Below are 26185 nucleotides of genomic sequence, written 5' to 3' on the forward strand. Positions count from 1 at the left end.
GACGGCCGACCTATAGTGTCCTGTGACTGTCGCCGACCGGTGGGTATTGACCACTGTGCCGGCCATTTGTTGACAGTCGTCCAGGACGTACCGTCCAAGAAATGCAACCGCTGTACCTGTTTGTGGGCCTCGCGATCCTCGTCACGGTGATCATCGATATCCTCTGGACGACGCTCTGGGTCGATGGTGGTGCTGGCCCGGTTTCGGGGCGGTTGGCGGCCAAACTCTGGCGCGGTCTTCGCGCCATCAGCCGTGGCAACTCGCGTTTGCTCAGCCTCGCCGGGCCGCTCATTCTCGTGTCAACGCTTGCGCTGTGGATCGCCCTCTTGTGGATCGGCTGGACGCTGCTGTTTGCGGGCGGCTCGGTCGCGCTCGTCAGTGCCCACACCGGCGAACCCGCTTCCTGGTCGGGCTATATCTACTACGTCGCCTACACGATGTTTACGAACGGAAACGGCGACTACACGCCCACGAGCGGGACCTGGGAAATCGCCAGTTCGTTCACGACGGCGACGGGGATGGCGTTCGTCACGCTCGGCGTCTCCTACGTCCTCTCGGTGATGGGAGCCGTTTCCGAGAAGCGCGCCTTTGCGAGCGACGTGACCGGGCTTGGCCATCGCAGCGAGGCGTTCGTCCGCGCAAGCTGGGACGGCAGAGACGATGCCACAAGTAGCCAGTTCCGCGGCGTCGAACTCCCGCTCGAGTCGGTGTCCTCTCAACTCTCCCGACTTGCCAAACAGCACAAATCGTACCCGATCTTGCATTACTACCACAGCGACCCCGGCGATGAGGCGTCGGCGATGGCCGTCCCGATTCTCGATGAGGCGCTGACGCTCTATCGCCACGGCGTTCCCGCAGACGACCAGTTGAATCCGACGCTGATCGAGGCTACCCGCTCGAGTGTTGATGACTACCTCGAGACGCTTGGCACGGCGTTTATCGAGCCTGCCGATGACGTTCCGCCTGCTCCTGACCTGGATCGGCTTCGCGAAGACGAGATTCCGACAGTCTCGGATCAGGAGTTCGACGACTCTCTCGAGGAGTTGACTGAACGCCGACGGAAACTCCTCGGCATCGTCCGAGCCGATGCGTGGGACTGGCCACCGCTTGAAGACGAATATCGGTGAGCAAGAGAGGGTCGTCCTGAAACGCCGCTATCGCTTAGTTGGACTTCGCTTCGAGGTGGTTTCGCCCGGTCGAAGTAATGCCGTAGACGTCCGCCGAGAGCCGCTGAATGTGGCCTTCTGTGTGTAGTTGTTCGCAGTGTGTCGTCACTGTCAACGGATGAACCTCGAGTTCGGTTGCCAGTCGTGTAACCCGCAGTGGCCCCTGGTCGTCAAGCACCGATAGGACTGCGTGTGCTGGACAGTGCATCTGGTTCGACTGATAGCTATCACTCCCAATAACCATTTCGTAACAGGACGGGATACTGAAAGGAACACAACTCAGTTCCGAGTTGTGAATGCGGCTCGTACTCGATTTCGATTACTCGACGAGGCGCTCGATTTCAGTAACGAGGATGTCGCTCGCGCCGGCCTTCTTGACCTCCGTGATGGTCTCGAAGACGTCGCTCTCGTCGACGACGGCGTGGACGGCGACTTTGCCGTTGCCGTTCTCGTCGGCGATATCCATGATCGTCGGCCCGCCCATGCCCGGAATCACGTCGCGGACGGCCTCGAGTTCGGATTCGGGGACGTTCATCATCAGGTAGCGTTTGCCGTCGGCCTGTTTAACCGAGGCGAGTGCGGTGCGAACTTCCTCGACTTTCGTGTTTTCGACGACGTCATCGCGAGCAAAGAGTCGGACGGAACTCGCGAGGACCTCGTCGACGACGGCCAAGCGATTCATTTTCAGCGTCGTGCCGGTGCTCGTAATATCGACGATGGCATCGGCCATCTCGACGTGGGGCGTGAGTTCCGTCGCGCCAGATACTTCCACGATGTCGGGTTCGACGCCGGTGTCGGCGAAGAAATCCGCCGTGATGTTCGGGAACTCGGTCGCGACGGTTTTCCCCGCCAGATCGGCTACCTCCTCGATGTCGCCATCCTCGGGCGCAGCGAGGACGAGTCGACAGCGGCCGAACTCGAGGTCGAGCAACTCAGAAACGGTCTCGACGCGGGCTTCTTGGACCTGATCGTAGCCGGTGATACCCATCTCGGCTGCGCCGTCGGCGACGTACTCCGGAATGTCCGCTGCGCGAGCGAACAGTACCGATACGTCGGGGTCGACGGTATCGGCGTAGAGTTTCCGGTCGGCACCGTTCTCGAGATGGAGTCCCGCCCGCTCGAGAAGGTCGATTGTCGGCTCGTGCAGGCGGCCCTTGTTGGGAACGGCGATTCGCATTGGGCGAATAATTGGGTTGGGAGGGCAATTGTCTTTTCATGTCGCCCTCGGAAACCGCCGGAACCACGGCACTTTATTGGGCGACCAGCGTTGTGCTGTGTATGACGATCACTCACGATGGGCTCACCGTCTCGTGGCTCGGCTACGCAACCGCACGTCTCGAGGCCCCCGATGGAACCGTCGTCTACACCGATCCCGGCCGCTACGGCACACTCGAGGGGACCTGGGCGGACCAGTACGGCGATGCACCACATCCAAGCGGCCCGGCCTACGACGCCCAGGATGGCGACGTCGTCGTGGTCACACACGACCATCACTACGACAGCGACGGCGTCGAGCGCGTTGCCAGCGAGGACGCGACGATTGTCGTCTACGAGGACGTCTCGGCCGAGCGGATTACCGACGGCGGCCGCGATGTGGTCGAACCGGAGTCGCTGCCCTACGACATCGAGCGCGTCGGCTACGGCGACACCCTCTCTGTTGCGGGCGTCGACATCGACGTGATTCCGGCGTACAACCTCCCCGATGGCCCGAACGCACCCAACGGCGAGCCAATCCATCCGGAAGGGCTTGGCTGTGGGTTCGTCCTAACACTCGAGGGCACGCGCTGTTTCTGGACGGGCGACTCCGACGTCATCGACGAGCAGCAGGACCTCGAGGTGTCGCTGTTCATGCCCTCTATCGCCCAGAACTACACGATGGACCGCCACGACGCGGCCGACCTCGCCGAGACGCTCGAGCCGGATCTCGTGCTGCCGATTCATTACAACACGTTCGCGGAACTCGAGGCGGATTCGACGGCGTTCGCCGGCGACGTCGCGAGTCGTGGCATTCCGGTCGTGCTCGACGAAGGCTCGCTCGAGCACTGACGAGGGTCCGCGTCTCTGTCTCCGCGTCGATCAGTCCGGTCACTGTGGCGAGAACTCGGTTTTCGTCACTGTCGTAGAATCCACTCTTATTCGCTGTTCTTCCGGATAACCATCGCTTCGTGACCGGTCTTTCCAGCGTCCGTCGAATACCTAAAGGTGTATTAAGAGAATAAGCGTTCCCACCTACAATATAACTATTTGGTCTGTCTAATAAATAGGCTTATACACCGTCGACTGTCCAGCTATTGGTAGAATATGACTCAGTTCGTTGGGGCTAGAGCGGAAAACGATGGCAGTTGTGGAGTAGATCTGCGAACGGCATGCAATTCGGACAGACACAGGGCCGTCGGTGAGAGTGCATGATCCCCGGCAAGTGGAAGAACCTGCTGTTGGCGACGGCGATGTTCAACCTCGGCTTCGTCATTTGGTTCTCGTTCGCACCGTTTACCGGCGAGATCGCCGACGAATTCGGACTCTCGGTTGCCCAACTGGGGATCGTCTCGAGTGCAGCCGTCATCGCGGTGCCGCTCGGACGAATCATCATCGGCCCGCTGACGGACAAGTTCGGTGCGCCGATCACCGCCAGTGCGACGCTGATCGTCGTCGGCATCTTCTCGATCATCAGCGCCTACGCTCAGACCTACGAGGTCTTTACCGTCTCGCGGGTGATCGCCTCGCTCGCGGGAATTACCTTCGTCATTGGCATCCAACACGTCGCCCAGTGGTTCGAAGAGGAGAATCTGGGACTGGCCGAAGGGATCTTCGCCGGCGTTGGTAACGCTGGCGCAGGACTTGGGGCGTACTTTACGCTCCCGCGGATTTTCGGTGAGGGCTACGTCGGCCCGCTGTTCGATGCGAACTGGCGTGCCGCGTTCTTCTACACTGGCGTGATCGCCATCCTGCTGGGGATCATCTACCTCGTCTTCGGTCAGGCCGCAAAAACAGACGAGCGACGCCAGGCGTCAAAGCAGGGCGTGACGTTCAAGCAGTGGCTCTACATCGCCACGCGCCACGGCGCAGTCGTCCTCTCGGCAGCCTACGTCATGACCTTCGGCCTCGAGGTTGCAATGAACGGCTGGCTAGGAACGTACTACCGCGAAGGGTTCGGGCAGGGCGATATCGTGATCGCGGCGACGTTCGCAGCGACGTTCTCGATTGCGGCTGGCTTGCTCCGTCCGCTTGGGGGCTACATCAGTGACGTGGTCGCGCGCAAGGAGATGGAAATCCTGCCGTGGTTCGACGGCCGCTACCGCGAACAGTGGACGTTCGCGACGATGGCGTTCGTCGCGCTTGCGCTGGTCGGGATGACCGCTGCCGGTCTGACGGGGAACATTTACCTCGCCGTCGCTGCCGGCTTCCTCGTCGGCGTCGGCTGTGCGTTCTCCGAGGGCGCGATCTTCGCCCAGGTGCCCGCGATGTTCCCGAACAACTCCGGGACCGTTGCGGGCGTCGTCGGTGGCATCGGCACAGTCGGCGGCTCGATCTACCCGTTGATCTTCGCCGCGCCGTTCCTGCCGAACCTCCACGTCGGCTACGCACTCGTCGCCCTGACGATGATCCCAATCCTTGCACTCACCGCCTGGGTCTTCCAGCCCCAGATCGCCGAGAACGCAACCGAAGATGGCTGGCTCGTTACCGACGACCCTGCTGTTGCGACACAGAACGTTGCCTCGAGCGACGATTGAGCCATCTCGAGGCCGGAGTTACGTTCTGTACGTTCGGGCAATTACCTCTCCATATACGGAGAAAAGTAGACGGTCAAACAGGTTCTGGTGGACTGATCGCTTCCACATTTGAGAACTGCTGCGGAATCTATTTAATTGGGTAGCACCCTGCATGTACCGATGCGGCTCTCTACGGGCGTGCCCGGCTTCGACCGGTTGGTTAGCGGCGGGCTGTTGCGAGATCGCCTCTACATCGTCAGCGGCCCGCCCGGAAGCGGCAAGACGACGCTCTGCTCGCAGTTTCTCACCAAAGGGGCGTTCAACGGCGAAACCGGCCTCTACGTGAGCATGCACGAATCGCAGTCGGAACTCGCTCGAGACATGTCTTCGTTTCAGTTCGGCTTCGAGCAGGCGGTCAACGCGGGCCAGCTGAAGTTTATGGACGTCTTCGAGACCGAGACCAAGCGCTTTTTCGCCGGCTCTCGAGGCGCGGGCGACGGCCCCGATAGCGTCGAAGCCCTCTCGACCAAACTCGTCTCCTTTATCGACGCCAACGACATCGACCGCGTCGTCGTCGACTCGACGATGATCCTCGAGTACTTCTTTGCGAACGCACTCGAGGAACTGATCACGTTCATCACGACGCTCAAACGCGCCGACGCGACGGTGCTCGTCATCTCGGAGATGACCGATCCGACCTCCTACTCGGACGCCCAGTATCTCGCCCATGGGGTCCTCTTCATGCACAACTACCTCGAGTCCGGCGGCATGACTCGCGGCGTCCAGGTCATCAAAATGCGTGGCACCGAAATCGACTCGACGATCCGCCCACTCGAGTTTACCGACCGCGGACTGCGAGTCGACCCTGATGGGGAGGTCCAATCCTGATGTACGACCGCACCTTCGGTACGGACTGGGAAACACTCGAGGATGGCGACGAGGTGCTGCGCCGAGCGTTCACCCTTGGCGTTGCAGAGACACTTGGCGAGCGCCATCCCGAGGAGTTCGACCGCCTCGAGGACACTCTCGCCACGGCTTCTGATCGCCAGTTCCTCGAGATTGCCTACCAGCAGGGGATTCAGTACGTTCGCCAACTCGAGCCACAGGTCGACGACGAACAGCAGTTACGGACGTTCCTGGCCGACGAACTCGCCGAGATCGATCCCCTCGACAGATCGGAGTTGGAGTTCGAGTTTGACGAGAACGACGAGGATGAGAGCACCAACGGACTTCCTGACTCGCTGCGGGGATTCCGGATGGATACTCGTCCCGACGACAGCCGTGATCGAGTGCGACGGCCCGATCTGCTCGAGTAGCGGCGGCCTGACTTGCTCGAGTAGCGGCGACGTGGAACGAACCGATTTCAATCGTTCGGAATCGGGGTGGTTGATCGAACGTCACCCTCGAGACGTTCCGCGTAGTCGAGTCGACACTGACGCGCTTTTGAGGGAGTGACCACCTCGTCGTCAAAGTCGTCTGTGAGTGGCTCGTAGGCTGTGACGTCGAAGCCCATCCGCTCGAGGTACGCCCGAACTGCAGCCGATGACAGGCCGTCTCGAATCGCAGCGTCGACGTACTCCTGGACCGCGTCGAACTCGGGCAGGACGAACTCGTCGTCGGTTATCCGGCCGTTGTCACCCTCGATGCGGACCTCGGCGTCCAGCAGCCGTTCGACAGTGTCTGCGAGATCGCCAGCCAACTGGACGACGTGACTCGGAAGCGCCGTATCGGGTGAGCGCCATTCGACTGTCGAAAACTCGTTCCGAAGTTGGACTGGCGTCCAGACCGCGCTCTCCGGCTCGAAGTTCGACTCGATTGTCGCTCGGTCACTGCCCGCCTCGAGCGCTGCCGTCACGAACTCCTCATACCGATCCTCGAGTCGCTGGTTCCAGTCGGCAGTATCGTCGACGTACGGCCACAGCCGCCCTTGATGCGGGAGCGAGTCATACGCCATCCAGCGGTACAGTTTCGAGCGGGCACCAGTCGCGAGGTGTCGCCCTTGGAAGTACGGTGAGGAGTTGACGAGCGCCAGCGCGGGGTCAAGCGCGATGAGCGTATTCAACTGCTCGGCCGCTCGGCCCGGTTGCTGTTCGACGTGGATGTGGGTCCCCGCACAGTGGCGGACGTATTCGAACGGCTCGCCAATGACGCGGTTCTGGATCTGCGTTCGATCACTCTCGAGTTCTTGGATCTCCTCGCGAGTGATCGGCGTTGCGAGCGGAACGAGTCCTTTTCCCACCTCGTCCGCGCACTGCAGTACCCGACTGATTCGCTCGAACAGTTCCTCGCGCAGTTGCGCCGTCGTCTCACACGGCGTTGTTTTGATCTCGAGTACCGGCTCGACGAACTCCCGTTCAGCGCCCGGTGTTGCGTCGACAAGTGCTCCCGGTTCCACCAGCCGACCCTCGTCGTCGATGACCCAGTACTCGACTTCGATGCTCCGACGTATTGGGTTCGATTCAGTACGTGACACGGTCTCTCTGTGCTTTCAGTGGCGGTTTTATCAGTTTCTGCCGCCCGCTGTTAGGGTCTGTTCGTGACTCACTTGTCGCCGACCATTTGGTATGTTAACACTAGTCACGTTTGATGGGTATATACGCCACAATAAAAATTTGTGGTTAGCTGTGATTTTTGATCGCCACTCGAGCAGCGGACATCGGGTCTGCCGGGAACGCCCGACACCGGTTTGAACGTGGGTCACCTCGGTTCTCGTATGACGAGACGTGCGCACCTCGAGATTACGGGGATGTCGTGTTCGACGTGTTCGGGGACTGTCGAGGACGCGGTGGGCGACCTCGAGGGCGTCGAGGAAGCGAGTGCGAACTACGCGACTGACGAGGGGACGGTGGCGTACGATCCAGAGCGAGTGTCACTGGCTGATATTTACGACGCCATCGAGGAGGCAGGCTACGAGGCCGCTGCTGAGACGGAGTCACTGACCGTGATGGGAATGTCGTGTTCGACCTGCTCGGAGACTGTCGGTGAGGCCATCTCCGATCTTCCGGGCGTCATTCGGTCCGACGTGAACTTCGCTTCTGACGAGGCCCGCGTCCGGTACAACCCGTCCGACGTATCACTCGGCGAAATTTCTGCAGCCATCGAGGAGGCGGGCTACGACCCAGTCCGTGACGACCTCGAGGAGACCCAGGGCGCGAGCCAGCGCGAGCGGGCCGTTGAGAAAGAGCTTCGTCGACAGCGCCGGCTGGTGATCGGCGGTGGCCTGTTGACGCTGCCGTTCGTCCCGATCATGCTCGCAATGTTGGGGCTGATGGAACTTCCCCACCTGGGAACCGTCGATCTGGGCGTCGTGACGGTCTCCGCGATGGGACTGGGAGAGTTCGTCCTCGCAACAGCCTTGATGGCCACGCTGGGCAAGGAGTTCCTCGTCGGTGCCTACCGGGCATTCTCGCACAATCGGCGCGCGAATATGGACACGCTGGTCGCGCTCGGCACCAGCGCGGGCTACATCTATAGCACGGCCCTGCTGTTCAGCTTGATCGCCGGCGCGGGGCTGTACTTCGAGGCCGTCGCCTTCATCCTCTGGTTCATCACGCTCGGCAACTGGCTCGAGGTGCGTTCGAAGGCCCGTGCAGGCAACGCGTTGCGGGAGTTGCTACAAATGGAGGCAGACGAAGCCACCATCGTCGTCGACGGAGAGGAACGGCAGGTGCCACTCGAGGACGTCGAGCCGGGCGACGTGTTGAAGGTCCGGCCGGGCGAAAAGATTCCGACGGATGGCGTGGTCGTTGACGGCCAGAGTGCGGTCGACGAGTCGATGCTGACAGGCGAGTCCGTCCCAGTCGAAAAAGGCGACGGCGACGAGGTCGTCGGCTCGACGATCAACGAAAACGGCGTGTTGCTCGTGGAGGCGACGAACGTCGGCTCCGAGACGGCCATCCAGCAAATCGTCGACCGGGTCAAGGAAGCCCAGTCGCGCCAGCCCGAAATTCAGCGCCTAGTCGACACGGTCAGCGCCTACTTTGTGCCTGCAGTGATCGTTAACGCCATCTTCTGGGCGCTGCTATGGTTTGCCTTCCCCGACGCACTGTATGGCGTCTCCGCCGCGCTCGGCTCGTGGATTCCGATTCTCGAGCCAGTCGGCGGCGGCCCCGTCGTGGGCGGCGTGCCCGTCCTCGAGTTCTCGGTGATCGTGCTCGCGTCGTCCTTACTGATCGCCTGTCCCTGTGCGCTCGGGCTGGCGACGCCCGCAGCGACGATGGTCGGTTCGACGCTTTCGGCGACGAACGGTGTGCTGTTCAAAGGCGGCGACGTCCTCGAGCAGGTTCGCGGCATCGACACCATCGTCTTCGACAAGACGGGGACGCTGACCCATGGCGAAATGACGCTCACTGACGTCGAACTCGTCGGAGAACAGGCAACACCCGACGGCGGCGTCGTTACCGAAGCGGATCGAGACGACGACCTCGAGTCATTGGTCCTCGGTGCGGCGGCGACCGCCGAATCCGGCTCCGAGCACCCAATCGCGCGGGCAATCGTCGATGGTGCGACTGATCGCGACGTTACCGTCGGCGAGGTCAGCGAGTTCGAGAACGTTCCCGGCCACGGCATTCGCGCTGAAACCGAGCGTGGAAGCGTTCTGATCGGCCGCCGCAAACTGCTGGCAGACGCGGGAATTGACACCGAGCCAGCGGAAGAGACGTTGACGCGCCTCGAGCGCGAGGGGAAGACGGCGATGCCGGTTGCGGTCGACGGCGAATTACTGGGTGTGCTCGCAGTCGCCGACGAGGTCCGCGAGAGCGCGACGGAAACGGTTGCAGCCCTGCGCGAGCGCGGCACCGAGGTCGTGATGCTCACCGGCGACAACGAGCGCACGGCGAAAGCGGTCGCCGAGCAGGTCGGAATCGACCCCGAAAACGTCCGTGCCGAAGTGCTACCGGAGGACAAAGCGGATCACGTCGAGGACCTGCAAGCGGGTGGCAGGCGGGTGATGATGGTCGGCGATGGCGTCAACGACGCGCCCGCGCTGACCACCGCGCAGGTCGGCGTCGCCATCGGCTCCGGCACTGACGTCGCAATCGAATCTGCCGACGTAACGCTGATGCGAGACGATCCCGCCGACGTCCTGAAAGCCGTCCGAATCTCGGAGGCGACGATTTCGAAGGTCCGCCAGAACCTCTTCTGGGCGTTTATTTACAACATGACGCTCATTCCAATCGCCTCGCTCGGGCTGCTCAATCCCGCACTCGCCGGGCTAGCAATGGCTGCCTCGAGCGTGAGCGTCATGGCAAACAGCCTCTCGTTCGCAAACTACGACCCCCACGAGGAGTACCGCCCGCTCGTGTTGCGCCCGCTCGCGTGGATTCGCGGTGGCCGCTGAGAACGCGATCATACGACCCAGTTGCGGTCTCAGGGCAGTTCCGGGCCGGTTCCGGCACCATTCTCGAGTTGTGCTTCGAACAGTGCCTCGAGCAGGGCTGGCGTCACGTAGGCTTCGACGAACGCCGCGAGGACGAGCAAGAGCCACGCGAAGAGGACGAATGCGACGGTTCGAGCGACGTAGGGTTTCGTAAAGAATTGCTCTCGAGAGCCGACGAGGCGCTGGCCAAAGCGATAGACGATCTGGAAGCCGACACCGCCGGCGATGAAGATTGCCGGGAGTTCGAAGATGCCGTGGGGGGCAATCCCGATGATGATGAAGTCGATCCCAATCTCGTTGGCCGCGGACGCACCGATGTTACCGAGAATGACGCCGTTGAAGATCATCACGAACGCGGTCAGCAAGCCGACCGTCAGTGCGCCTGCGATGGCCATCAGGAACGCCTGCGTGTTGTTGACGATGAAGAAGGTCGCGGTAAGTTCGAGTTCACCCGTCTCCTCATCGGCTTCGGGGAAGAGTTCTTCCTCGAACTCCTCGATCAACTCGGCGACCATCTCGAGTAAGTCGAATCCTGCGGCGAGCAGCGCAACGCCGATGAGCGTCCCGAACGCGAACAGGCCGGTCGCGAACCAGACGGCGCGTCGGTTTTCCGCCCAGCCCCTCGAGAGTCGCCGGATGAGGTCGTTGTTGCCGGTCTGGGGCAGGGCAGCGAGTGCGGCAAAGACAACGCCGAGGACGGCTGAGCCAAGCGCCGGCTCGAGTGCGCGATCACCCTCGAGCGTCACCAGGATGAACAGGGTTGTCGCGAACGAGACGGCTGCGAGAGTGGCGAACATCGCCGTCCAGTTTCGAATCGCGTTCGGGCCGGGGTCCGGTCCGGGCTCGGGTGCTGTCTGCTCCGGGTCGCGACCAGGTGGTCCGCTCACGTCAGTATCGGAGCGGTCCTCGAGGTCCATCCGAATTCGGTCCGACCGATCTTCGCGTTCCTCGGCCGACTGCCCGGTGGTGTCGCCTGCGCGTGACTGTTCATCCGGTGGCTGTTGGTCGGGTCCGAACTCGAACCCACCCGCGTCATCGGAGCGGCCACGGTCGTCTCTCTCGTCTCCGCCCGTGTCATCTCCATTCCCGGCTCCGTTCATACACCCTCATTGGACAAAAGAACGAATAAATCCGCCGACCGGTTTCAGAACCTCACTCGAGCAGGCGGCGACACTGTCGCCAGAGCTGTTCCCGGCCGCGGGTGCTGCGGGCGACGTGTGCGTAGTTTGCCAGCGATTGAGCGAGCCACAGACCCTTGTACCAGCGAAGTTGACGGCCCATTTCGTCCGTGACATCGAGTGGCCCCTTGCGTGCGTAGCCCTCACGAAACTGCTGGCGGAGCCGAGCACGCTCCCCTCGCTTGAGTCGACCGGCACTCCACTCGAGGTCGACGAATCGACACTCGGCGCGGGCAAGTGCGTACGCTGCGTGGGTGATGTGGGCGTTTCCCCAGTCGAGGACGCCCGTTATCGTCCCTGTATCATCGACGAGCAGATTGCTCGGCTGGTAGTCGCCGTGCGTGAGCACCGCCAGACAGTCGACATCGCCAGCCAGCGGAACCGAAACCCGACTGCAAAGCGCCTCGAGCGCCCCGCCAGAATCCATCGCATGCCAGCCGTCGGGAGCGCAGACGGTGAGGCCCCCGCCGGATGCTCGAGCGATTCCGCCAACGTCGACGTCCGTGGCTGTTGTCGTCTCGAGTCCAAACGATTCTTGCGGCGTTGCGTGCAGTCGGCCGAGCAGTCTCCCAGCGTTTGCGACGAATTGGTGACGAACTGCGGGCTCGAGGTCGCCCTGGTCTGGACTCTCGCCCTCGAGATGCTCGTAGAGCGCCCAACGTTCTGGTTCGCCGTCCTGATCGGTGCCTGCGAGCGAGCCCCGCGCCAGCACCTCGGGGACGGGAAGCTCGGTTGCGGCGGCGACGCGCTCGCAGACGAACGGTTCGATCACGTCGCCGGTCCAGACGCTCGCGCCGCCGCGCTTGCAGACGACGCGGTCCGGAACGGGAGAGTCGGCGTCGGCAGCGAGTTCCAGCACGGCAGTGTCGGCGACCGAGCCGGCTCGTGGTCGCCGCAGTGACTGGACCTCAGCCTCGAGTACGGTGTCGACGATTCGCTCGAGTACGGGCGGAACCCGGCTGTACCCGGCCCGCGATTCGTCGCCTGTCACGTCCGTTCCTATTTCGGGGCGCACCGTAGCCGTTTGGACCCTTCTCGAGCGAACGTACAACTGGCTCGAGCGCGTACAATCCTCGAGTATGGCGAGCGCTCCCCCCGAGTCAGCGACGACCGCGTTCTACGTTGCCCGCGGGCTCGTCTTTCGGGCCTATCACCGCCTCACGCGGTCGAACTACGAGTACGGCTGGCTTGTTCGGGAAAACGAAACGCCAGCAGGTACGTTTCGGTGTTACGAACCGCTCACTCGCCACGGCGACGACGAAATGCTCGCCGAACTGGACGCCGCTTGCGGCCCGTCGGACGTGATCTACGACATCGGCGCAAACATCGGCGTCTACGCGCTGGCGCTGACGGTTGATGAACCCGACCGCCGATGCATCGCGTTCGAGCCAGTTCCTACGACCGCCGACCGACTGCGGGCGAACGTCCGACTCAACGACCTCGAGAACCGGATCGACTACCGCGTCTGTGGACTCGGCGACGAAACCGGCGAGCAGCGATTCTATCGCTCGAGCAACCCCGAACTGTCCTCGTTCGACCGCGAGAGTGCCCAGCGCTGGGGTGCAACTGTGTCCGCAGCGGAGACTGTCTCGAGCTATCGACTCGACGATCTCGTCGCTGGTGTCGGCGATTCCGTTGACGACGTGGCGCCACCCGACGTGCTCAAACTCGACGTCGAAGGCACCGCACCCGACGTACTTCGCGGCGCTCGCGAAACCCTCGAGACGTCCCAGCCGCTCATCTTCGTCGAAATTCACGCAGACGGACTCGAGCGCAACGTTCCAGGCGAAACGAGGGGGGTGCTCGAGGAGGCAGGCTATGACGTTCGGGAACGAGACGGCTACTGGCGCTGTTCCCCAGCGTAGTGAGTCTCGAGGGGGTGTTGTTCCGGTCCGGCTCTGTCGCCGATGATCCGATAGCCATTATATAAGTCCCACCAGCGAGAAATCCCGGCAATGACGACGCTTGCGATTACCGGCGGGCAGGTACTGCATCCGGATATCACTGTCTCGCGCGCGGACGTGTTGATCGATCAGGACAGTGGCGAAATCCTCGAGATCGGTGCCGATCTCGCTGGCGACGCGGACGAGACGCTGGATGCGTCAGACTCGCTCGTAACGCCCGGATTCGCCAATGGCCATAGCCACGTCGCGATGACGTTGCTTCGGGGCGTTGCCGACGACAAACCGCTGGATGCGTGGCTGCAGGAGGATATCTGGCCGGTCGAGGCCGAACTGACGGCCGAGGACATTCGTGTCGGGACCGAACTCGGCATCCTCGAGATGATCAAATCCGGCACGACCGCGTTTTCGGATATGTACTTCGAGGTCGACGAAATCGCCGCTGTCGTCGAGGAGGCCGGCGTCCGCGCCGTCCTCGGGCACACGGCGATCACCGTCGGCAAAGACGACGACGGCGCACACGCGGATCTAGAACAGAGCCTCGAGGTTGCAATCGACCTCGACGGGGCGGCTGACGGGCGAATTTCGACGACGTTCCAGCCCCACTCGCTGACGACCGTCGGCGGCGAGTATCTCGAGGAGTACGTCCCGAAAGCGCGGGAAGCGGGCCTCCCGATTCACTTCCACGCGAACGAGACCGAACACGAGGTCTCGCCGATTGTCGACGAACACGGCGTTCGCCCGCTCGAGTATGCCGTCGAGAAGGGCCTACTCGAGTCCGAGGACTTCATCGCACACGGCGTCCACGTCGATGAGACCGAGATCGAACTCCTCGCCGAAACCGGTGCGAGCGTGATTCACTGTCCGGCCTCGAACATGAAACTCGCAAGCGGAATGGCACCGGTCCAGCAACTGCGCGATGCGGGCGTCACGGTCGGCCTCGGCACTGACGGCGCGGCCTCGAACAACGATCTCTCGATGCTCGATGAAGCCCGCGATGCAGCGATGATCGGCAAACTCGCGGCCGACGACGCGAGTGCGGTTCCGGCCGACGCCGTCGCCGAGATGATGACCCAGGGGAGCGCCGACGCGATGGGTCTCGAGAGCGGCCGACTCGAGGCCGGTGCGCCCGCGGACCTGGCGGTGATCGACCTCGAGACGCCGCATTTGACGCCGCGTCACGACCTCGTAAGCCATCTCGCGTACGCGGCCGCGGCAGCGGACGTGAAACACACGATCTGTGACGGGCAGGTGCTCATGCGCGACCGCGAGGTGCTGACGCTCGATGCGCAGGCGGTTCGTGAGCGCGCACAGGAGACCGCCGAGTCACTGCTGTCGCGTGCGAATTCGGCCTGAACAGTTCGGTCGTCACGCCCGATTTGCAAACGAAATCTAAACACTCTCAGCAGTTTATGAACGCTTATACTGTTTCTCTACCGGTCCTTTTACGGTCGAACTGGTGAGAACGTCCGGGCGGGTTTATCCTCGGAAAACGGGACTGTCAGCCCGGATGAGGAGATCAAAACTCTGTGCTGTGACGTTGGCGATTGTGATGGCCCTGTCCATCCTCACCCCGGCTGGAGCAGTGGTGGCTGACCCGGCCGTCAACGACAGCGACGAGCTATCAGTGAGCGCCGACGGCGAACTCGTCACGGTCACGGCAGACGAGACGCCGGTCGAGAACGCAAGCGTCGCGGTCGAACCCGTCGATGAAAACGCGACGTACACGGGAACAGGCGAGTATCGAACTGACGAGAACGGTACGGTGACACTCGAGTCAGCGACTACCGACTCCGTCGAACTCGAGATCACGGCAACCGTCGATGGTGTGTCTGAGACGACGACGGTGACGCTCGAGGCTGCGGCGGATAGTTTCGGCGCGCTGGTCTCGCAGTTCGTTTCCCAGCAACAGGCTGAAACGAACAGCTCGATTGGACTCTCGGTTGCGAATTTCGTCCTCGAGAATAACCCTGGCAATGCGCCGGCTCACGCTGGTCCCCCAGAACATGCTGGTCCGCCGAGTGACAGTGATGGCGAGCGCACGCAGGGGCCACCGGCACACGCGGGACCGAACGGGAACGATGCTGACGGTGAGGATGCTGACGATTCGCCGGCCAACACTGGCGGCCCGCCGGCACATGCGGGTCCGCCGAGCGAATCCAGTGATGACGATGACACTGACGACAGGGACGACATGGAATCCACCGACAGCGGCATCAACGACGACAACGGCGGCGGCCCACCGGACCACGCTGGCCCGAACTAGCGTGTCACGGCGGCTGCCCCACAGCTGATACCGGCTGACGACTTCGGCACCGACTGTCAGAGGCACGGCCCGTCACCGGTATCGATGCGGCGTGTATAGGAGCTATTGAAAGTCAATGCACACCTGATCGCAGGATGGCGTTGCGATCAGTGTGTAAATCGTTTCAAACGCTCCTATCCGAACACAGGAATCGGATCGGCTCGAGATCGACACCAATTCACCCCCACTTCGTTTTGCAACCACTGGTAGCACTGCTTCGGTAGCGTTTTGGCCCCGCTTGCACTCACTGTAGCTATGACCGAATCTGCGTACCCGCCGATCAGCGACCAACTCGAGGAACTCGAGTCGGCACAGGAAGAGGGCCGACGGAAGATGGACTGGGCGACCCAGCACATGCCGATTCTCGAGGCCGTCCGCGAGGAGTTCGTGGCCGACCAGCCCTTCGAGGGCGAGCGTATCGCGATGGCGATGCACGTCGAAGCGAAGACGGCAGTGCTCGTCGAGACGCTCGCGGAGGGTGGCGCGGAGGTCGCCGTCACCGGCTGTAATCCGCTCTCGACCCACGACGACGTAAGCGCGGCACTCGACACGCACGAGAACATTACGTGCTACGCCAAACGCGGCGTCGACGACGAGGAATACTACGAGGCTATCGAGGCCGTCATCGCTCACGAGCCGACAGTGACGGTCGACGACGGCATGGACCTCGTCGCCGCGATCCACGAGGACTACCCCGAACTGATCGACGGTATTGTGGGTGGCGCTGAAGAGACGACGACTGGTGTGCACCGCCTGCGCGCGATGGACGAGGATGGCGCGCTTGACTACCCAGTCTTCGCGGTGAACGACACGCCGATGAAACGGCTGTTCGACAACATCCACGGCACCGGCGAGTCCTCGCTGGCGTCGATTGCGATGACCACGAACCTCTCGTGGGCCGGCAAGAACGTCGTCGTCGCCGGCTTCGGCTACTGTGGCAAGGGCGTTGCCCGAAAAGCGTCGGGCCAGAACGCGAACGTCATCGTCACCGAAGTCGAACCTCGGAGAGCGCTTGAGGCCCACATGGAAGGCTACGACGTGATGCCGATGGCTGAGGCGGCCGAGATTGGCGATGTCTTCCTCACGACGACGGGCAATCGGGACATCATCGTTGAGGAGCACTTCGAGGCCATGAAAGACGGCGTCCTGCTCGCCAACGCGGGCCACTTCGATATCGAAATCGACCTCGAGGCCCTTTCGGACCTCGCAGTCGACACCTACGAGGCTCGTGACGGTGTCGAGGCCTACGAGATGGACGACGGTCGACGGCTGAACGTTATTGCCGAGGGGCGACTCGTCAACCTCGCCGCACCCGTCTCGCTTGGCCACCCCGTCGAAGTCATGGACCAGAGCTTCGGCATTCAGGCCGTCTGTGTGCGCGAAATCCTCGAGAATCCCGACGAGTACGATGCGGGCGTCCACGATGTGCCGGACGAACTCGATAAGGAAATCGCCGAGATCAAACTCGCAGCCGAAGGCGTCGACTTCGATTCGCTGACCGATACCCAGCGCGACTACATGGGCAGCTGGGACCACGGAACATAAGGCTAGACGAGACACCGACCTGACACGGACGGCCACTACGCTGAAACCGGGTCCCCGAGATATCCAATCGATGGGTGAACGGGTTACAGCTGTGGGGGACACCGGTGATGAACCGGGGGAGTTTCCGATCTCGCCGTTACTCGAGCGGTCGTCGATCAATGACAACGGCCACCTCGAGATCAGCGTGTCTGCTGTCGGTCGCGATCCACTCGATGCGAACGAACTCGATGTCTTTCTCAGACAGTCTCGAATCGCACCCGGTGAGCGAATCGAACTCGGCGTGTTTGTCGCGTCGGAGGCGATTGAGCACACGGATCTCGACGTCTTTTCCGATCACGACGATATCATCGACCTCGAGGATCCGGGGACGGTTCGACGACGCTCGAGCGAGCAACCGGCTGGTGGCGATTCCGATGGCGAGGCACACGCCGGTGAGCGACTCGAGTCGCAGGTGACTGGGACTGAGACGGACACGGACACACGGGCGGCCATCCATACGGCCGTTGGTGAGACTGACCACGAACTCACCCACAAGCCACTGGGCGGGACTGGCGCGGGCGGGCCGGGCTATATCCTCGAGATTAACACTCGCTCGACGGCTCCACCGGGGGCGTACTCGCTGCCGATTGTCTTTACGTACCGCTCGAGTGATGGCATCAAGCAGGTCAAAGAACAGCGGACGGTACACGTCAAGACACGCCGCCAGCAGTGGGAGCCGTGGGTTACCCGCGTTATCATTGTACTCGTTAGTCTGGCTGGGTTGGGAACGGTGTTCCTTCTCGAGCCAGCGCTATTCGTTTCGTAGCAGCAGTTCCAACAGTAGTTAGCGCGGCTCAGAGCCGGCGTCGGTCGACGCTGACTGCTCCGAGTCGCCGTCGCGCTCGGTTGCGACAAAGATGAGACTGCCGTCCTCGAGGCCGCCGAGGCGGATGTGGACTGGCACTGGCTCCCCGGATTTCTCGCGGCCGGTACAGTGGCCGGTCCAGCGCCAGCCATCGGTGACGGTCGCAATCGCCGTCGACTCGAGGTGGGAAACGGTTTCGTCGCTGAAACACGTCTGCCAGGGCTGGCCCTCGAGTTCGCTGGGGCTGTAGCCAAACTGCATTGTATACCGCCGCGTAACGTGTTCGAAGGTTCCATCTGGCGCGACGATTGCGAGTGGTTCCTCTGTTAGTTCGACGGCAGCCAATGATCGGCTCACGATTCCATCGAGACGGTGATGGTCGACGAGGTCGGTTACGCGCTGTCCGATCCGCTCGAGGTCGGCCGACTCGTCGTGGGCGCTGATCGGGACGTGGACGGTCCAGCGCTGTGTGTGTGCAGCAGTTGCCAGTTCCGTCGCCGTCTCGCTGTCGGGATCGGTCGTGACCACGACGACTGGAAACGCCGGCGCGTAGTTTCTGAGGCGATCTAGGACGTCGACGCTCGCGGTGGTCGTCTCTCCGGCGTTCTCCGTCTCGTCAGCAACGAGTACGAGACAGTCTGTCGCCTCGAGTCGTTGCAAGACTGCCCCAGTCGATGTCGCGTTGGAAACCTCGAGTCCCGACTCGCTCTCGAGATGGGACTCGAGTGATGGCGGGAGCGAGTCGTCCGGTGTGAAGAGGAGGACGCTGCGGTTCGTTGGTCGCGCTATCGCGTCCGTCTCAGGTGCCAGTGCTGTCTCAGCGCTCGAGTCGGGAGAATCGGATGGATGCATTGTTACCAAACGGGTCGAGTCGCAGTCGATGATACTCGAGGCGTGTGCGAAACGACTGTAATGCCCGTCGCCGCCGTTGCCTGTACGGTGCGATCAGTTATCGCCATGGGCGTAGACCGAGCCATCGACGGCAATCGATCCGTCACCGCGGACCTGAACGTCGTGTCCATCGTAGACGAACTGGACACTGAGATGGTCGACCTGATCGCCGTCGCTGTTGACAATCTGATCCAGCGCTTCCGGATCGACGACATTGTAGAGCGGGTCGAGATCGAGCGGGTCGGTATCAGTGACAGCAGCGAGTGCATCGACGATGCGAAGGCTTGGCGAGTCGTGGTGGTAATCGAGTGTCGTTCCAGTCATCCTGTTTGGAGACACGCCAACGATGGGTATCCCCCTGTCCATTATACACGTAGCTTCCGCGCTGTAGCGGTGCTATATGTGTAGTGTCATCAGCAAAACCGCATGCAGGCGTCGCGTTCCATCTGTCTCCTCTCGTGTGGGTCCTTTCCATGGTTCTTGTGAACTCGCACCATGAGGTGAATTATCGTCCTGGGCTGTGGCTTTCATTCATGTATCAAAAGACTGTCGTACCAAACGGATAATTTTGTTCGGCCGTGTATGTGACCTATGTTCGGTGACTGGGCGCAGCGACTGACAGAGCGTCAGTTGGCTGCCCGAAAACATCGACGTCGCCCCCGGTATCACGGCTCTCTGGCAGTCCTCTGTTGCTGCCTCGTTGTGGGCGTCTTGCTCTCGAGTCAGAGCCTCGATAGCGCGGTCGCACTTGAGGCGAGTGATGGCCCGATACCGTTTGTCCCGCTCATTTTCGGTCTCGCAGCAAGCGGTGACCGACGCGATACCCTCGAGCGACTGACGGCTGCCATCGAAACGTATGCGGATCGACTCGGGCAGGAGACGGTGACCGACCTGACAGAGACCGACCGGAGCCATGGGTTCGGACTCGAGACTGAGTCAGGTGAAACCAAGGCCCCACCTGAGCTACTCACGGACCTCGAGACGGTCGCCAGCGACCGGGATGACGAACTCGGCCACCTGTCGGCTGCAGTCGAGGAGTTAGTGTCGACGATACAGACCCGCGAGCAGTGTCTCGACCGGCAGCGAACGGTTACTGCCGACATACTCGATACTGTTCCCGACCTGATCTACGTTCTCGACGCTGACGGTGACCTCCGCCGGTGGAATCAAAGTGTGGGCGATGTCACGGGCTATGACGATGACTCCATCGCAGAGATGCACGCCATGGAGTTCTTCGACGAGAGCGACCGTGCGGCCATTGAAACGGCAATCAACGATGCACTCGAGGAGGGAACCGTCCGTGTCGAGGCGGTCCTCCGTACTGCCGAGGGCGAGCGAATCCCCTATGAGTTCTCTGCGAGCGCACTCGAGGATCCGGATGGGAACACGGTCATTGCTGGGATCGGCCGTGACATCGCGGAACGAACGGGATACGAACGCGACCTCGAGCGGACGACGCAACTGTTAGCACAGGTCCAGCGACTGTCGACTGTTGGTGGCTGGGAACTGACCGCAGACACGAGCGACGATACTCGAGAGCCAGACTCGACTCCAGAGCGTGACGACCCTCGTTTGTCCGAGTGCGATCTTCGCCTGACCGATGAAACTGCCCGCATTCACGGTTTCTCTCCCGATGCTGATCCCACTCTCGAGGCAGTCCTCGAAACCTATCACCCGGACGACCGGCCGCGCGTTCGAACTGCACTCGAGCAGTCGCTCGCGAACGGAACGGGGTACAATCTCGAGGTTCGATTGGCTGCTGGCGATGGAACGCGCTGGGTTCGAGCCACTGGCGAACCGGTCCAGACGGACGAGACGGCCGCTGTCGTGCGTGGCTCCGTCCAGAATATCACCGACCAGAAGGCGCGTGAGCGACGTCTCGAGGCGACGTCTGCACGACTCGAGGCGCTGTTCGAACACTCGCCGGATATCATCGACGTCATCGATTCGGAGGGCACGATTCTCGAGGTGAACCAGCGCTTCTGTACGGAACTTGGCTACGACGACGCTGACGTGGTTGGGACGAAAATCTGGGAGCACGACGCACTGTTCGATGCCGACGCGGTCAAATCGATGCTTGCGGACCTCGCAGTCGACGAGCGCCGGAAGTTCGAAGGTCGATTCCAGCGGGCTGACGGCTCGACGTTCCCCGTCGAAGTGCATCTGATCCACCTCGATCTGACTCGAGATGCAGTCCCAACGGATACCACTCCGGAGACCGTCACTCGGTATCTCGCGATCTGTCGCGATATTTCGTCCCGAAAAGCCCGCGAACAGGACTTACAGGAAACGAAACGCCGACTCGAGCTTGCACTCGAGGGAGCCGATGCGGGGATTTGGGAGTGGCAGATCGACTCCGATGACATCGCCTGGAACGAGACGCTTGAACGACTGCTCGGGCTTGAGCCGGGCGGGTTCGAAGGGACCTACGAGGGCTTTGCCAGCCGGGTCCATCCGGACGATCTCGAGCGTGTCGAGCAGGCGCTTCAGGAGTCGGTTGCGACAGGCGAGTCCTATCGTGCAGAGTTCCGTATGTTCCATGCGGAGGGGGATGTGCGGTGGTTCGTCGCCCGTGGCCGACTCATCGATGAGGCCGATCCGAGTGCTGCAACGGACGATACTGCCAGTGCAGCCAACGGGACCAGACGAATGCTCGGCATCGTCAACGACATCACACAGCGAAAGCGCAGTGAGCGTCGACTCCGCGACCGAGAGCGCGACCTCGAGCGGTACAGAGCCTATACGAGCGATATTATCGATGCCATCGACGACGTGGTCTACGTCCTCTCTGCGGAGTACGAACTCCAACGCTGGAACGCGAGTTTTGCGGCTGTCACCGGCTGTAGCGACGCGGAACTCGAGGCGATGGATGCCCTCGAGTTCATCGCGCCTGAGGACCGTGAGACTGTTCGAACAGGTCTCGACGAGATCGAAGAGCTCCATGGCGTGCCACTCGAGGCGGACATCATCTCTGCAACTGGCGAGCGCATTCCCTACGAGTTCGTCGCTGCGCCGCTGTCGGATCCCGACGGCGACCGGGTCATCGCAGGTGTTGGCCGAGACATTAGCGAGCGACTCGAGACGGAACGACAGCTTTCGCGGCTGATTAGCAACGTGCCTGGATTCGTTTACCGCTCCAGAAACGAACCCGGGTGGCCAATCGAATTCGTCAGCGATGGTGTCGCCGAGATCACCGGCTATGAACCGGCTGCACTCGAAGATGGCGACGTGCGATGGGGCGACGATATCGACCGTAGCGATGGAATCTGGACTGACGTCCAGACCGCACTCGAGAACGGTGAGTCGTTCAGCCTGGTGTATCCAATCGAAACCGCAGCTGGCGAGCGCCGGTGGCTCAAAGAACAGGGCAGTGGTGTGGGAAACGGTGGCTCACCTGACCTGATTGAAGGCGTCATCATCGACATCACCGAGCGCATCGAGTACGAACAGGAACTCGAGCGGACGACTGATCTTCTTGATCGAACCCAGGGGCTGGCAGGCGTCGGTGGCTGGGAACTCAACATGCAGGATGACCCGCGAACAGCCACCTGGACCGACGAAATGTATCGTATTCACGATGTCTCGCACGATGTAACCCCAACCCTCGAGCGTACGCTCGAGTGTTACCATCCCGAGGATCGCTCGGCTGTCCGCGAGACACTCGAGACGGCGATTACGACTGACTCGAGCTACGAACTCGAGGCTAGACTCCAGACTGACGCTCACGGAACGATCTGGGTGCGAGCCATCGGCGAACCGATTCTCGATGACGGTGATCTCGTGACGTTCCGGGGTGCCATCCAGGATATTACCGAGCAAAAAGAGCGCGAGCAGGCGCTCGAGGCGCTCACCGAGACTGCACGGAATCTACTTCACGCCGAAACGGAGCAGGCAATCGCCGAACTGGTCGCCGAGAGTGCAACCGACGTCCTCGAGTCGGTTGGGGCTGCGGTCTACGTTCTCGATGGCGAAACGAATCAGTTCGAACCGATTGCACACACTGCTGAGTTTGTCACCGCGGACGAGACGCTGCCATCGATTCCGGTCGGCGATAGCGACTCCATCGTCTGGAACGCCTATGTCGCTGGCTCACAGATGGTCATCGACGCTGGAAGCACGGATACCCACTCGCTGCTGTTCGAGGACGGCGGGCTAGTCGCCCCAATCGGTGATCATGGCGTGTTCGTCCTCGATACGCCGCCGACCGCCATCGACGACGACATCCGCCAACTGTTTGAAACACTCGTTGCAACGACCGAAGCCGCCTTCGACCGACTCGAGAGCGAAGCCAGTCTGCGCGAACGTGACGCCGAACTGGAAGCGCGCAATCGCCGGCTGCGACGCCAGATCGAGATCACCGAACTCATCAGACGGATCGATCAGTCACTCATCGGCGCAGCAAGCCGAGCTGAGATCGAACAGGCAGTTCCCGAACGCCTCGTTGAGTCCGACGCGATTGATTTCGCCTGGATCGGGACCGTCGACACCAGCGCAACCACACTCGAGGCCCAGACCTGGGCGGGCGCACACGGCGAGTATCTGGATGCCGCCGCACTCGACCTGGAGGGCGGAGGGGGTGACACCAATTCGGATATCACGACGGTCGAACCGGCCGTTCGAACGGCACACACGGAACAGCCAACACTCGTCGAGAACATCGTCGAACGGCTCCAGCAGGACGACTGGCGGCGAACCGCTGTCGATGCTGGGTTCCAGTCTGCGCTTGCCGTTCCGCTCTCGTTCGACGACTACACCTACGGCGTCCTCGCGATTTACGCCGACGAACCCGGGGCGTTTACCGACCTCGAGCGGACGGTCCTGCTGGAACTCGGTGAGACCATCGCCAACGCGATCAACGCAGTGAAAACTCGAGCAGCACTGCACGCCGAAACGTTCGCCGAACTCACACTCGAGATACCTGGCGCGGCTGGGAGCGGACCGGGCGATGATATTCTCTCGAGACTTGCCGCAACGACTGGCGGGACAGTCACCTATGAGGGATTAGGCTCCGTCTCGGCCGACCGAACGGTGCTGTTCGTCGAACTCTCCGGTGTCGATATCGACGCTGTCGAGACCACCCTCGAGACCCTCGTCGCTGTCACGGACTATCGCCAGATTCGAGCGACAGACGAGACCTGTCTCGTCGAACTGACGGTTGCCGGTGACACACTCGCCTCGAGACTGGTCCGCTACGGCGGGAGTCCACGCTCGATTACGGCAGATGGGGCAATGACAACCGTCTCCGTCGACGTTCCGATTGGCACGGACGTCCGCGAGTTCATCGAGATGCTTCGTGATCACTACGCAACTGTCGACCTCCAGTCCCAGCGCCACGTCGAACGGGAAACCCAGACGCGACAGGAACTGGTCACGTCGCTGTTCGAACCACTCACCGAGCGCCAACTCGAGGTGCTCCGGACGGCGTATCTCGCCGGCTTTTTCGAGTGGCCACGCGAGAGCACCGGCGAGGACATCGCTGAGATGCTCGAGGTGACCCAGCCGACGGTCAATCGCCATCTTCGGGTCGGCCAGCAACAACTGCTTGCGCAACTGTTCGACGAACAGGCGCTCACACTCGAGGGTGACCTGTCGTAGCGGGTGCGTGGAACGTCCTTAGACGCGCCGCAGCAGATCGGCCACGTCCGCAAAGCCGACCTCGCCGTTGCCAGCGAAATCGAAGGAGTCAACGTTATTCTGTACCGCGTCATCCTCGAGATTCTCGAAGAAGACCGTTACGTCGTCGTGGGTCGTCTGGCCGTCGCCAGTCAGATCGTTGTACGTGCCGTCCCCGTCCGGATCGGTTGGTCGCGTACCACCGATTTCGGGCGGCCCCGACCCGCCCTCTCCAGGCGGTGCCTCGCCGAGTTCAACGGCCCGTGTGTGCTGGACGAGCCAGTTCGTCACGTCGCCATCGGGTATCTCGAGGTCACGCGTCGCCGACTCGAGGTCGGGATAGCCGCCGACGTCGTCTTGGCTGTCGATGATCGTGCCAGTGCGATTCTCGACGTCAGCAAGGATGCGCTCGTCAATCTCGGTCCGGTCGGCCGGGCGCGCGCCAGCGTGCAAGCGAACCTGATCGTAGGGATCGCCGTCGATTGGCATGAAGTCTGCGGGCCAGTACTCGTCGATCCGGTCGGACTCGAGTTGCCACGGCGCGTCGGGTTCGACCAGCGTATACCCATCGTCGAAGACGTTGTTCGACGTATGGAGGGAAATCGTTGGGTCGCTCTCGTCGTGTGCGGTGTAGACGATTGGGCGGTCGGTATCCGCGTCGGGGCCGTCGCGGTAGTGGTTGCCGACGACGTTGATGTAGTTGGGTTCGTCTACGTCGCCACCGATCCGCATGCCGCGTTCGAAGTTGTACCAGACGTTGTTCGCGACCGTGACCTCTGTGCCACCCTTGAGGCGCGGATTACGACTCCACGTGTGGGCGTAGAGATTCCCTAGGATTGCCGTTCGGTCGGCACCGTTGCCGACCAGGCTCCCATAGGCGCGCTGATCGTCGCCGCCGTGGGCCGGCGAATCGAACAGTCCCTCCGCGATGAGATTGTTGCTGAAGGTGATGTCCTCGGAGTGGTCGCTCGCGTTGACCGACATCGACTCCTCGCTGCCCCAGCTCACGCTACAGTGGTCGAAACAGACGTTGAAGCCGTTATCACCGACGACCATCGAATCCGACGGCCCGCTGATCTCATCGCCCGGTCGCGAGCGGATGTGCTGGACGAACTGATTCTCCTCGTCGAACTCGAGGCCGGGTGCATCCACTCGGATGAGCGTGATCCCCGGCGACGGCGCGGTCTGACCGGCGACGTAGATGTTCTTTCGCTCGGCCTGTATATCCGTATTCTCGAGGTCGATGACGCCGCCAACTTCGAAGACGATCAGTCGCCGCCCGATGTCTTCGGCGTTCAACTCGTCGTAGCCCACTTCGCAGGCCCACTTGAACGACCCTTCGCCGGTTGCATCGAGATTCGTCACCCGGACGACCACGAGTGGCCCCTCCTCGAGCCACCTCAGATCGGCGAAGCCGTCGTCGGGTGCAATCGGTGAACTCGGAGAGACCGCGCCGACGTTTTCGAGTGTGACGACCTCGCGGCCATCTCTCGTCTCTTGGGCGGTGACAGTCTGTGTACTTCCAAGCGTCGCTGCGCCAAGGCTCGCTGCTCCCACAGCGTGCAGGAAATTCCTTCGTTCCATCAAATAAATACAAGAGATACAATATAGAAATATATGTGTGCCCCCGAATCGGCTGCCGGTTAGCGTAGCAC

Annotated in this window: 20 protein-coding genes; 12 read left to right on the forward strand and 8 right to left on the reverse strand. The window is 61.9% G+C overall.

Annotated elements, in window-relative coordinates:
* Window positions 1–101: 101 nt before the first annotated feature.
* A complete protein-coding gene (locus tag B2G88_RS14275; RefSeq protein ID WP_054863164.1) occupies window positions 102–1127 on the forward strand; it encodes a potassium channel family protein in 1026 nt (341 codons plus the stop codon).
* A gap of 34 nt (window positions 1128–1161) precedes the next feature.
* On the opposite strand, the gene B2G88_RS14280 is transcribed toward B2G88_RS14275, so the two are convergent.
* Both B2G88_RS14280 and hisG read right to left on the reverse strand, forming a co-directional pair.
* Window positions 1162–1374 carry a MarR family transcriptional regulator gene (locus tag B2G88_RS14280; protein WP_087715369.1) on the reverse strand — a complete coding sequence of 71 codons (213 nt, stop codon included), beginning with the start codon at window positions 1372–1374 and terminating at the stop codon, window positions 1162–1164.
* A gap of 111 nt (window positions 1375–1485) precedes the next feature.
* The gene (hisG, locus tag B2G88_RS14285; RefSeq protein ID WP_087715134.1) at window positions 1486–2343 is read right to left on the reverse strand and encodes an ATP phosphoribosyltransferase; all 858 of its coding nucleotides are present in this window, start codon (window positions 2341–2343) and stop codon (window positions 1486–1488) included.
* A gap of 101 nt (window positions 2344–2444) precedes the next feature.
* Here hisG and B2G88_RS14290 point away from each other — a divergent pair, with 101 nt between their 5' ends.
* The 4 genes from B2G88_RS14290 (at window position 2445) to B2G88_RS14305 (ending at window position 6192) form a co-directional block, all read left to right on the forward strand.
* A complete protein-coding gene (locus B2G88_RS14290) occupies window positions 2445–3212 on the forward strand; it encodes an MBL fold metallo-hydrolase (RefSeq protein WP_087715135.1) in 768 nt (255 codons plus the stop codon).
* A 359-nt stretch (window positions 3213–3571) separates the two neighbouring features.
* Window positions 3572–4897, forward strand: a complete 1326-nt coding sequence (locus tag B2G88_RS14295) for an MFS transporter (protein WP_087715136.1) — start codon at window positions 3572–3574, stop codon at window positions 4895–4897.
* 159 nt (window positions 4898–5056) lie between these two features.
* On the forward strand, window positions 5057–5764 hold the full coding sequence (locus tag B2G88_RS14300) for an RAD55 family ATPase (protein ID WP_054863166.1): 708 nt from the start codon (window positions 5057–5059) through the stop codon (window positions 5762–5764).
* Window positions 5764–6192, forward strand: a complete 429-nt coding sequence (locus B2G88_RS14305) for a hypothetical protein (RefSeq protein WP_054863167.1) — start codon at window positions 5764–5766, stop codon at window positions 6190–6192. Before B2G88_RS14300 ends, B2G88_RS14305 begins: the two co-directional genes overlap by 1 nt.
* 47 nt (window positions 6193–6239) lie before the next feature.
* Here B2G88_RS14305 and B2G88_RS14310 read toward each other — a convergent pair whose 3' ends face one another.
* A complete protein-coding gene (locus B2G88_RS14310) occupies window positions 6240–7349 on the reverse strand; it encodes a glutamate-cysteine ligase family protein (protein WP_054863168.1) in 1110 nt (369 codons plus the stop codon).
* 273 nt (window positions 7350–7622) lie between these two features.
* Here B2G88_RS14310 and B2G88_RS14315 point away from each other — a divergent pair, with 273 nt between their 5' ends.
* Window positions 7623–10214: a heavy metal translocating P-type ATPase gene (locus tag B2G88_RS14315; RefSeq protein WP_245835417.1), complete on the forward strand. Its 2592-nt coding sequence runs from the start codon at window positions 7623–7625 to the stop codon at window positions 10212–10214.
* A 29-nt stretch (window positions 10215–10243) separates the two neighbouring features.
* Here B2G88_RS14315 and B2G88_RS14320 read toward each other — a convergent pair whose 3' ends face one another.
* Together B2G88_RS14320 and B2G88_RS14325 are read right to left on the reverse strand one after the other, a co-directional pair.
* Window positions 10244–11353: a stage II sporulation protein M gene (locus tag B2G88_RS14320; RefSeq protein ID WP_087715139.1), complete on the reverse strand. Its 1110-nt coding sequence runs from the start codon at window positions 11351–11353 to the stop codon at window positions 10244–10246.
* A gap of 52 nt (window positions 11354–11405) precedes the next feature.
* Window positions 11406–12422, reverse strand: a complete 1017-nt coding sequence (locus tag B2G88_RS14325) for a phosphotransferase family protein (protein WP_087715141.1) — start codon at window positions 12420–12422, stop codon at window positions 11406–11408.
* 88 nt (window positions 12423–12510) lie between these two features.
* Here B2G88_RS14325 and B2G88_RS14330 point away from each other — a divergent pair, with 88 nt between their 5' ends.
* The 5 genes from B2G88_RS14330 (at window position 12511) to B2G88_RS14350 (ending at window position 17987) form a co-directional block, all read left to right on the forward strand.
* Complete coding sequence (locus tag B2G88_RS14330; RefSeq protein WP_087715142.1) at window positions 12511–13296, forward strand: FkbM family methyltransferase; 786 nt, start codon at window positions 12511–12513, stop codon at window positions 13294–13296.
* Window positions 13297–13386: 90 nt separating this feature from the next.
* Window positions 13387–14688 (forward strand): amidohydrolase, encoded by a 1302-nt coding sequence (locus tag B2G88_RS14335; protein WP_087715143.1) that lies wholly within the window; start codon window positions 13387–13389, stop codon window positions 14686–14688.
* Between the two features lie 232 nt (window positions 14689–14920).
* On the forward strand, window positions 14921–15598 hold the full coding sequence (locus B2G88_RS14340) for a hypothetical protein (RefSeq protein WP_245835406.1): 678 nt from the start codon (window positions 14921–14923) through the stop codon (window positions 15596–15598).
* A gap of 294 nt (window positions 15599–15892) precedes the next feature.
* Window positions 15893–17182, forward strand: a complete 1290-nt coding sequence (locus tag B2G88_RS14345) for an adenosylhomocysteinase (RefSeq protein WP_087715144.1) — start codon at window positions 15893–15895, stop codon at window positions 17180–17182.
* Window positions 17183–17252: 70 nt separating this feature from the next.
* Window positions 17253–17987, forward strand: coding sequence for a hypothetical protein (locus tag B2G88_RS14350; protein WP_140408878.1), 735 nt, complete (start codon window positions 17253–17255; stop codon window positions 17985–17987).
* Window positions 17988–18005: 18 nt separating this feature from the next.
* Here B2G88_RS14350 and B2G88_RS14355 read toward each other — a convergent pair whose 3' ends face one another.
* Window positions 18006–18878 (reverse strand): PAS domain S-box protein, encoded by an 873-nt coding sequence (locus B2G88_RS14355; RefSeq protein WP_087715147.1) that lies wholly within the window; start codon window positions 18876–18878, stop codon window positions 18006–18008.
* Window positions 18879–18971: 93 nt separating this feature from the next.
* Window positions 18972–19241, reverse strand: coding sequence for a HalOD1 output domain-containing protein (locus tag B2G88_RS14360; RefSeq protein ID WP_054863174.1), 270 nt, complete (start codon window positions 19239–19241; stop codon window positions 18972–18974).
* A gap of 267 nt (window positions 19242–19508) precedes the next feature.
* On the opposite strand from B2G88_RS14360, the gene B2G88_RS14365 reads away from it, so the two are divergent.
* A complete protein-coding gene (locus B2G88_RS14365; protein WP_087715148.1) occupies window positions 19509–24512 on the forward strand; it encodes a PAS domain S-box protein in 5004 nt (1667 codons plus the stop codon).
* An 18-nt stretch (window positions 24513–24530) separates the two neighbouring features.
* On the opposite strand, the gene B2G88_RS14370 is transcribed toward B2G88_RS14365, so the two are convergent.
* Window positions 24531–26114 carry a pectate lyase gene (locus B2G88_RS14370; RefSeq protein WP_140408879.1) on the reverse strand — a complete coding sequence of 528 codons (1584 nt, stop codon included), beginning with the start codon at window positions 26112–26114 and terminating at the stop codon, window positions 24531–24533.
* Window positions 26115–26185: the final 71 nt, after the last annotated feature.

This window comes from Natronolimnobius baerhuensis (assembly GCF_002177135.1).
Lineage (GTDB): Archaea > Halobacteriota > Halobacteria > Halobacteriales > Natrialbaceae > Natronolimnobius > Natronolimnobius baerhuensis.

Excerpts from the sequence above, each read along its gene's own strand:
- B2G88_RS14330 (WP_087715142.1), top strand. The coding sequence starts at position 12,511 with ATGGCGAGCGCTCCCCCCGAGTCAGCGACGACCGCGTTCTACGTTGCC.
- B2G88_RS14335 (WP_087715143.1), top strand. The coding sequence starts at position 13,387 with ATGACGACGCTTGCGATTACCGGCGGGCAGGTACTGCATCCGGATATC.
- B2G88_RS14290 (WP_087715135.1), top strand. The coding sequence starts at position 2,445 with ATGACGATCACTCACGATGGGCTCACCGTCTCGTGGCTCGGCTACGCA.
- B2G88_RS14360 (WP_054863174.1), bottom strand. The coding sequence starts at position 19,241 with ATGACTGGAACGACACTCGATTACCACCACGACTCGCCAAGCCTTCGC.
- B2G88_RS14345 (WP_087715144.1), top strand. The coding sequence starts at position 15,893 with ATGACCGAATCTGCGTACCCGCCGATCAGCGACCAACTCGAGGAACTC.
- B2G88_RS14315 (WP_245835417.1), top strand. The coding sequence starts at position 7,623 with ATGTCGTGTTCGACGTGTTCGGGGACTGTCGAGGACGCGGTGGGCGAC.
- B2G88_RS14275 (WP_054863164.1), top strand. The coding sequence starts at position 102 with ATGCAACCGCTGTACCTGTTTGTGGGCCTCGCGATCCTCGTCACGGTG.
- B2G88_RS14295 (WP_087715136.1), top strand. The coding sequence starts at position 3,572 with ATGATCCCCGGCAAGTGGAAGAACCTGCTGTTGGCGACGGCGATGTTC.
- B2G88_RS14355 (WP_087715147.1), bottom strand. The coding sequence starts at position 18,878 with ATGCATCCATCCGATTCTCCCGACTCGAGCGCTGAGACAGCACTGGCA.
- hisG (WP_087715134.1), bottom strand. The coding sequence starts at position 2,343 with ATGCGAATCGCCGTTCCCAACAAGGGCCGCCTGCACGAGCCGACAATC.
- B2G88_RS14350 (WP_140408878.1), top strand. The coding sequence starts at position 17,253 with ATGGGTGAACGGGTTACAGCTGTGGGGGACACCGGTGATGAACCGGGG.
- B2G88_RS14305 (WP_054863167.1), top strand. The coding sequence starts at position 5,764 with ATGTACGACCGCACCTTCGGTACGGACTGGGAAACACTCGAGGATGGC.
- B2G88_RS14320 (WP_087715139.1), bottom strand. The coding sequence starts at position 11,353 with ATGAACGGAGCCGGGAATGGAGATGACACGGGCGGAGACGAGAGAGAC.
- B2G88_RS14300 (WP_054863166.1), top strand. The coding sequence starts at position 5,057 with ATGCGGCTCTCTACGGGCGTGCCCGGCTTCGACCGGTTGGTTAGCGGC.
- B2G88_RS14365 (WP_087715148.1), top strand. The coding sequence starts at position 19,509 with ATGTTCGGTGACTGGGCGCAGCGACTGACAGAGCGTCAGTTGGCTGCC.
- B2G88_RS14370 (WP_140408879.1), bottom strand. The coding sequence starts at position 26,114 with ATGGAACGAAGGAATTTCCTGCACGCTGTGGGAGCAGCGAGCCTTGGC.
- B2G88_RS14280 (WP_087715369.1), bottom strand. The coding sequence starts at position 1,374 with ATGCACTGTCCAGCACACGCAGTCCTATCGGTGCTTGACGACCAGGGG.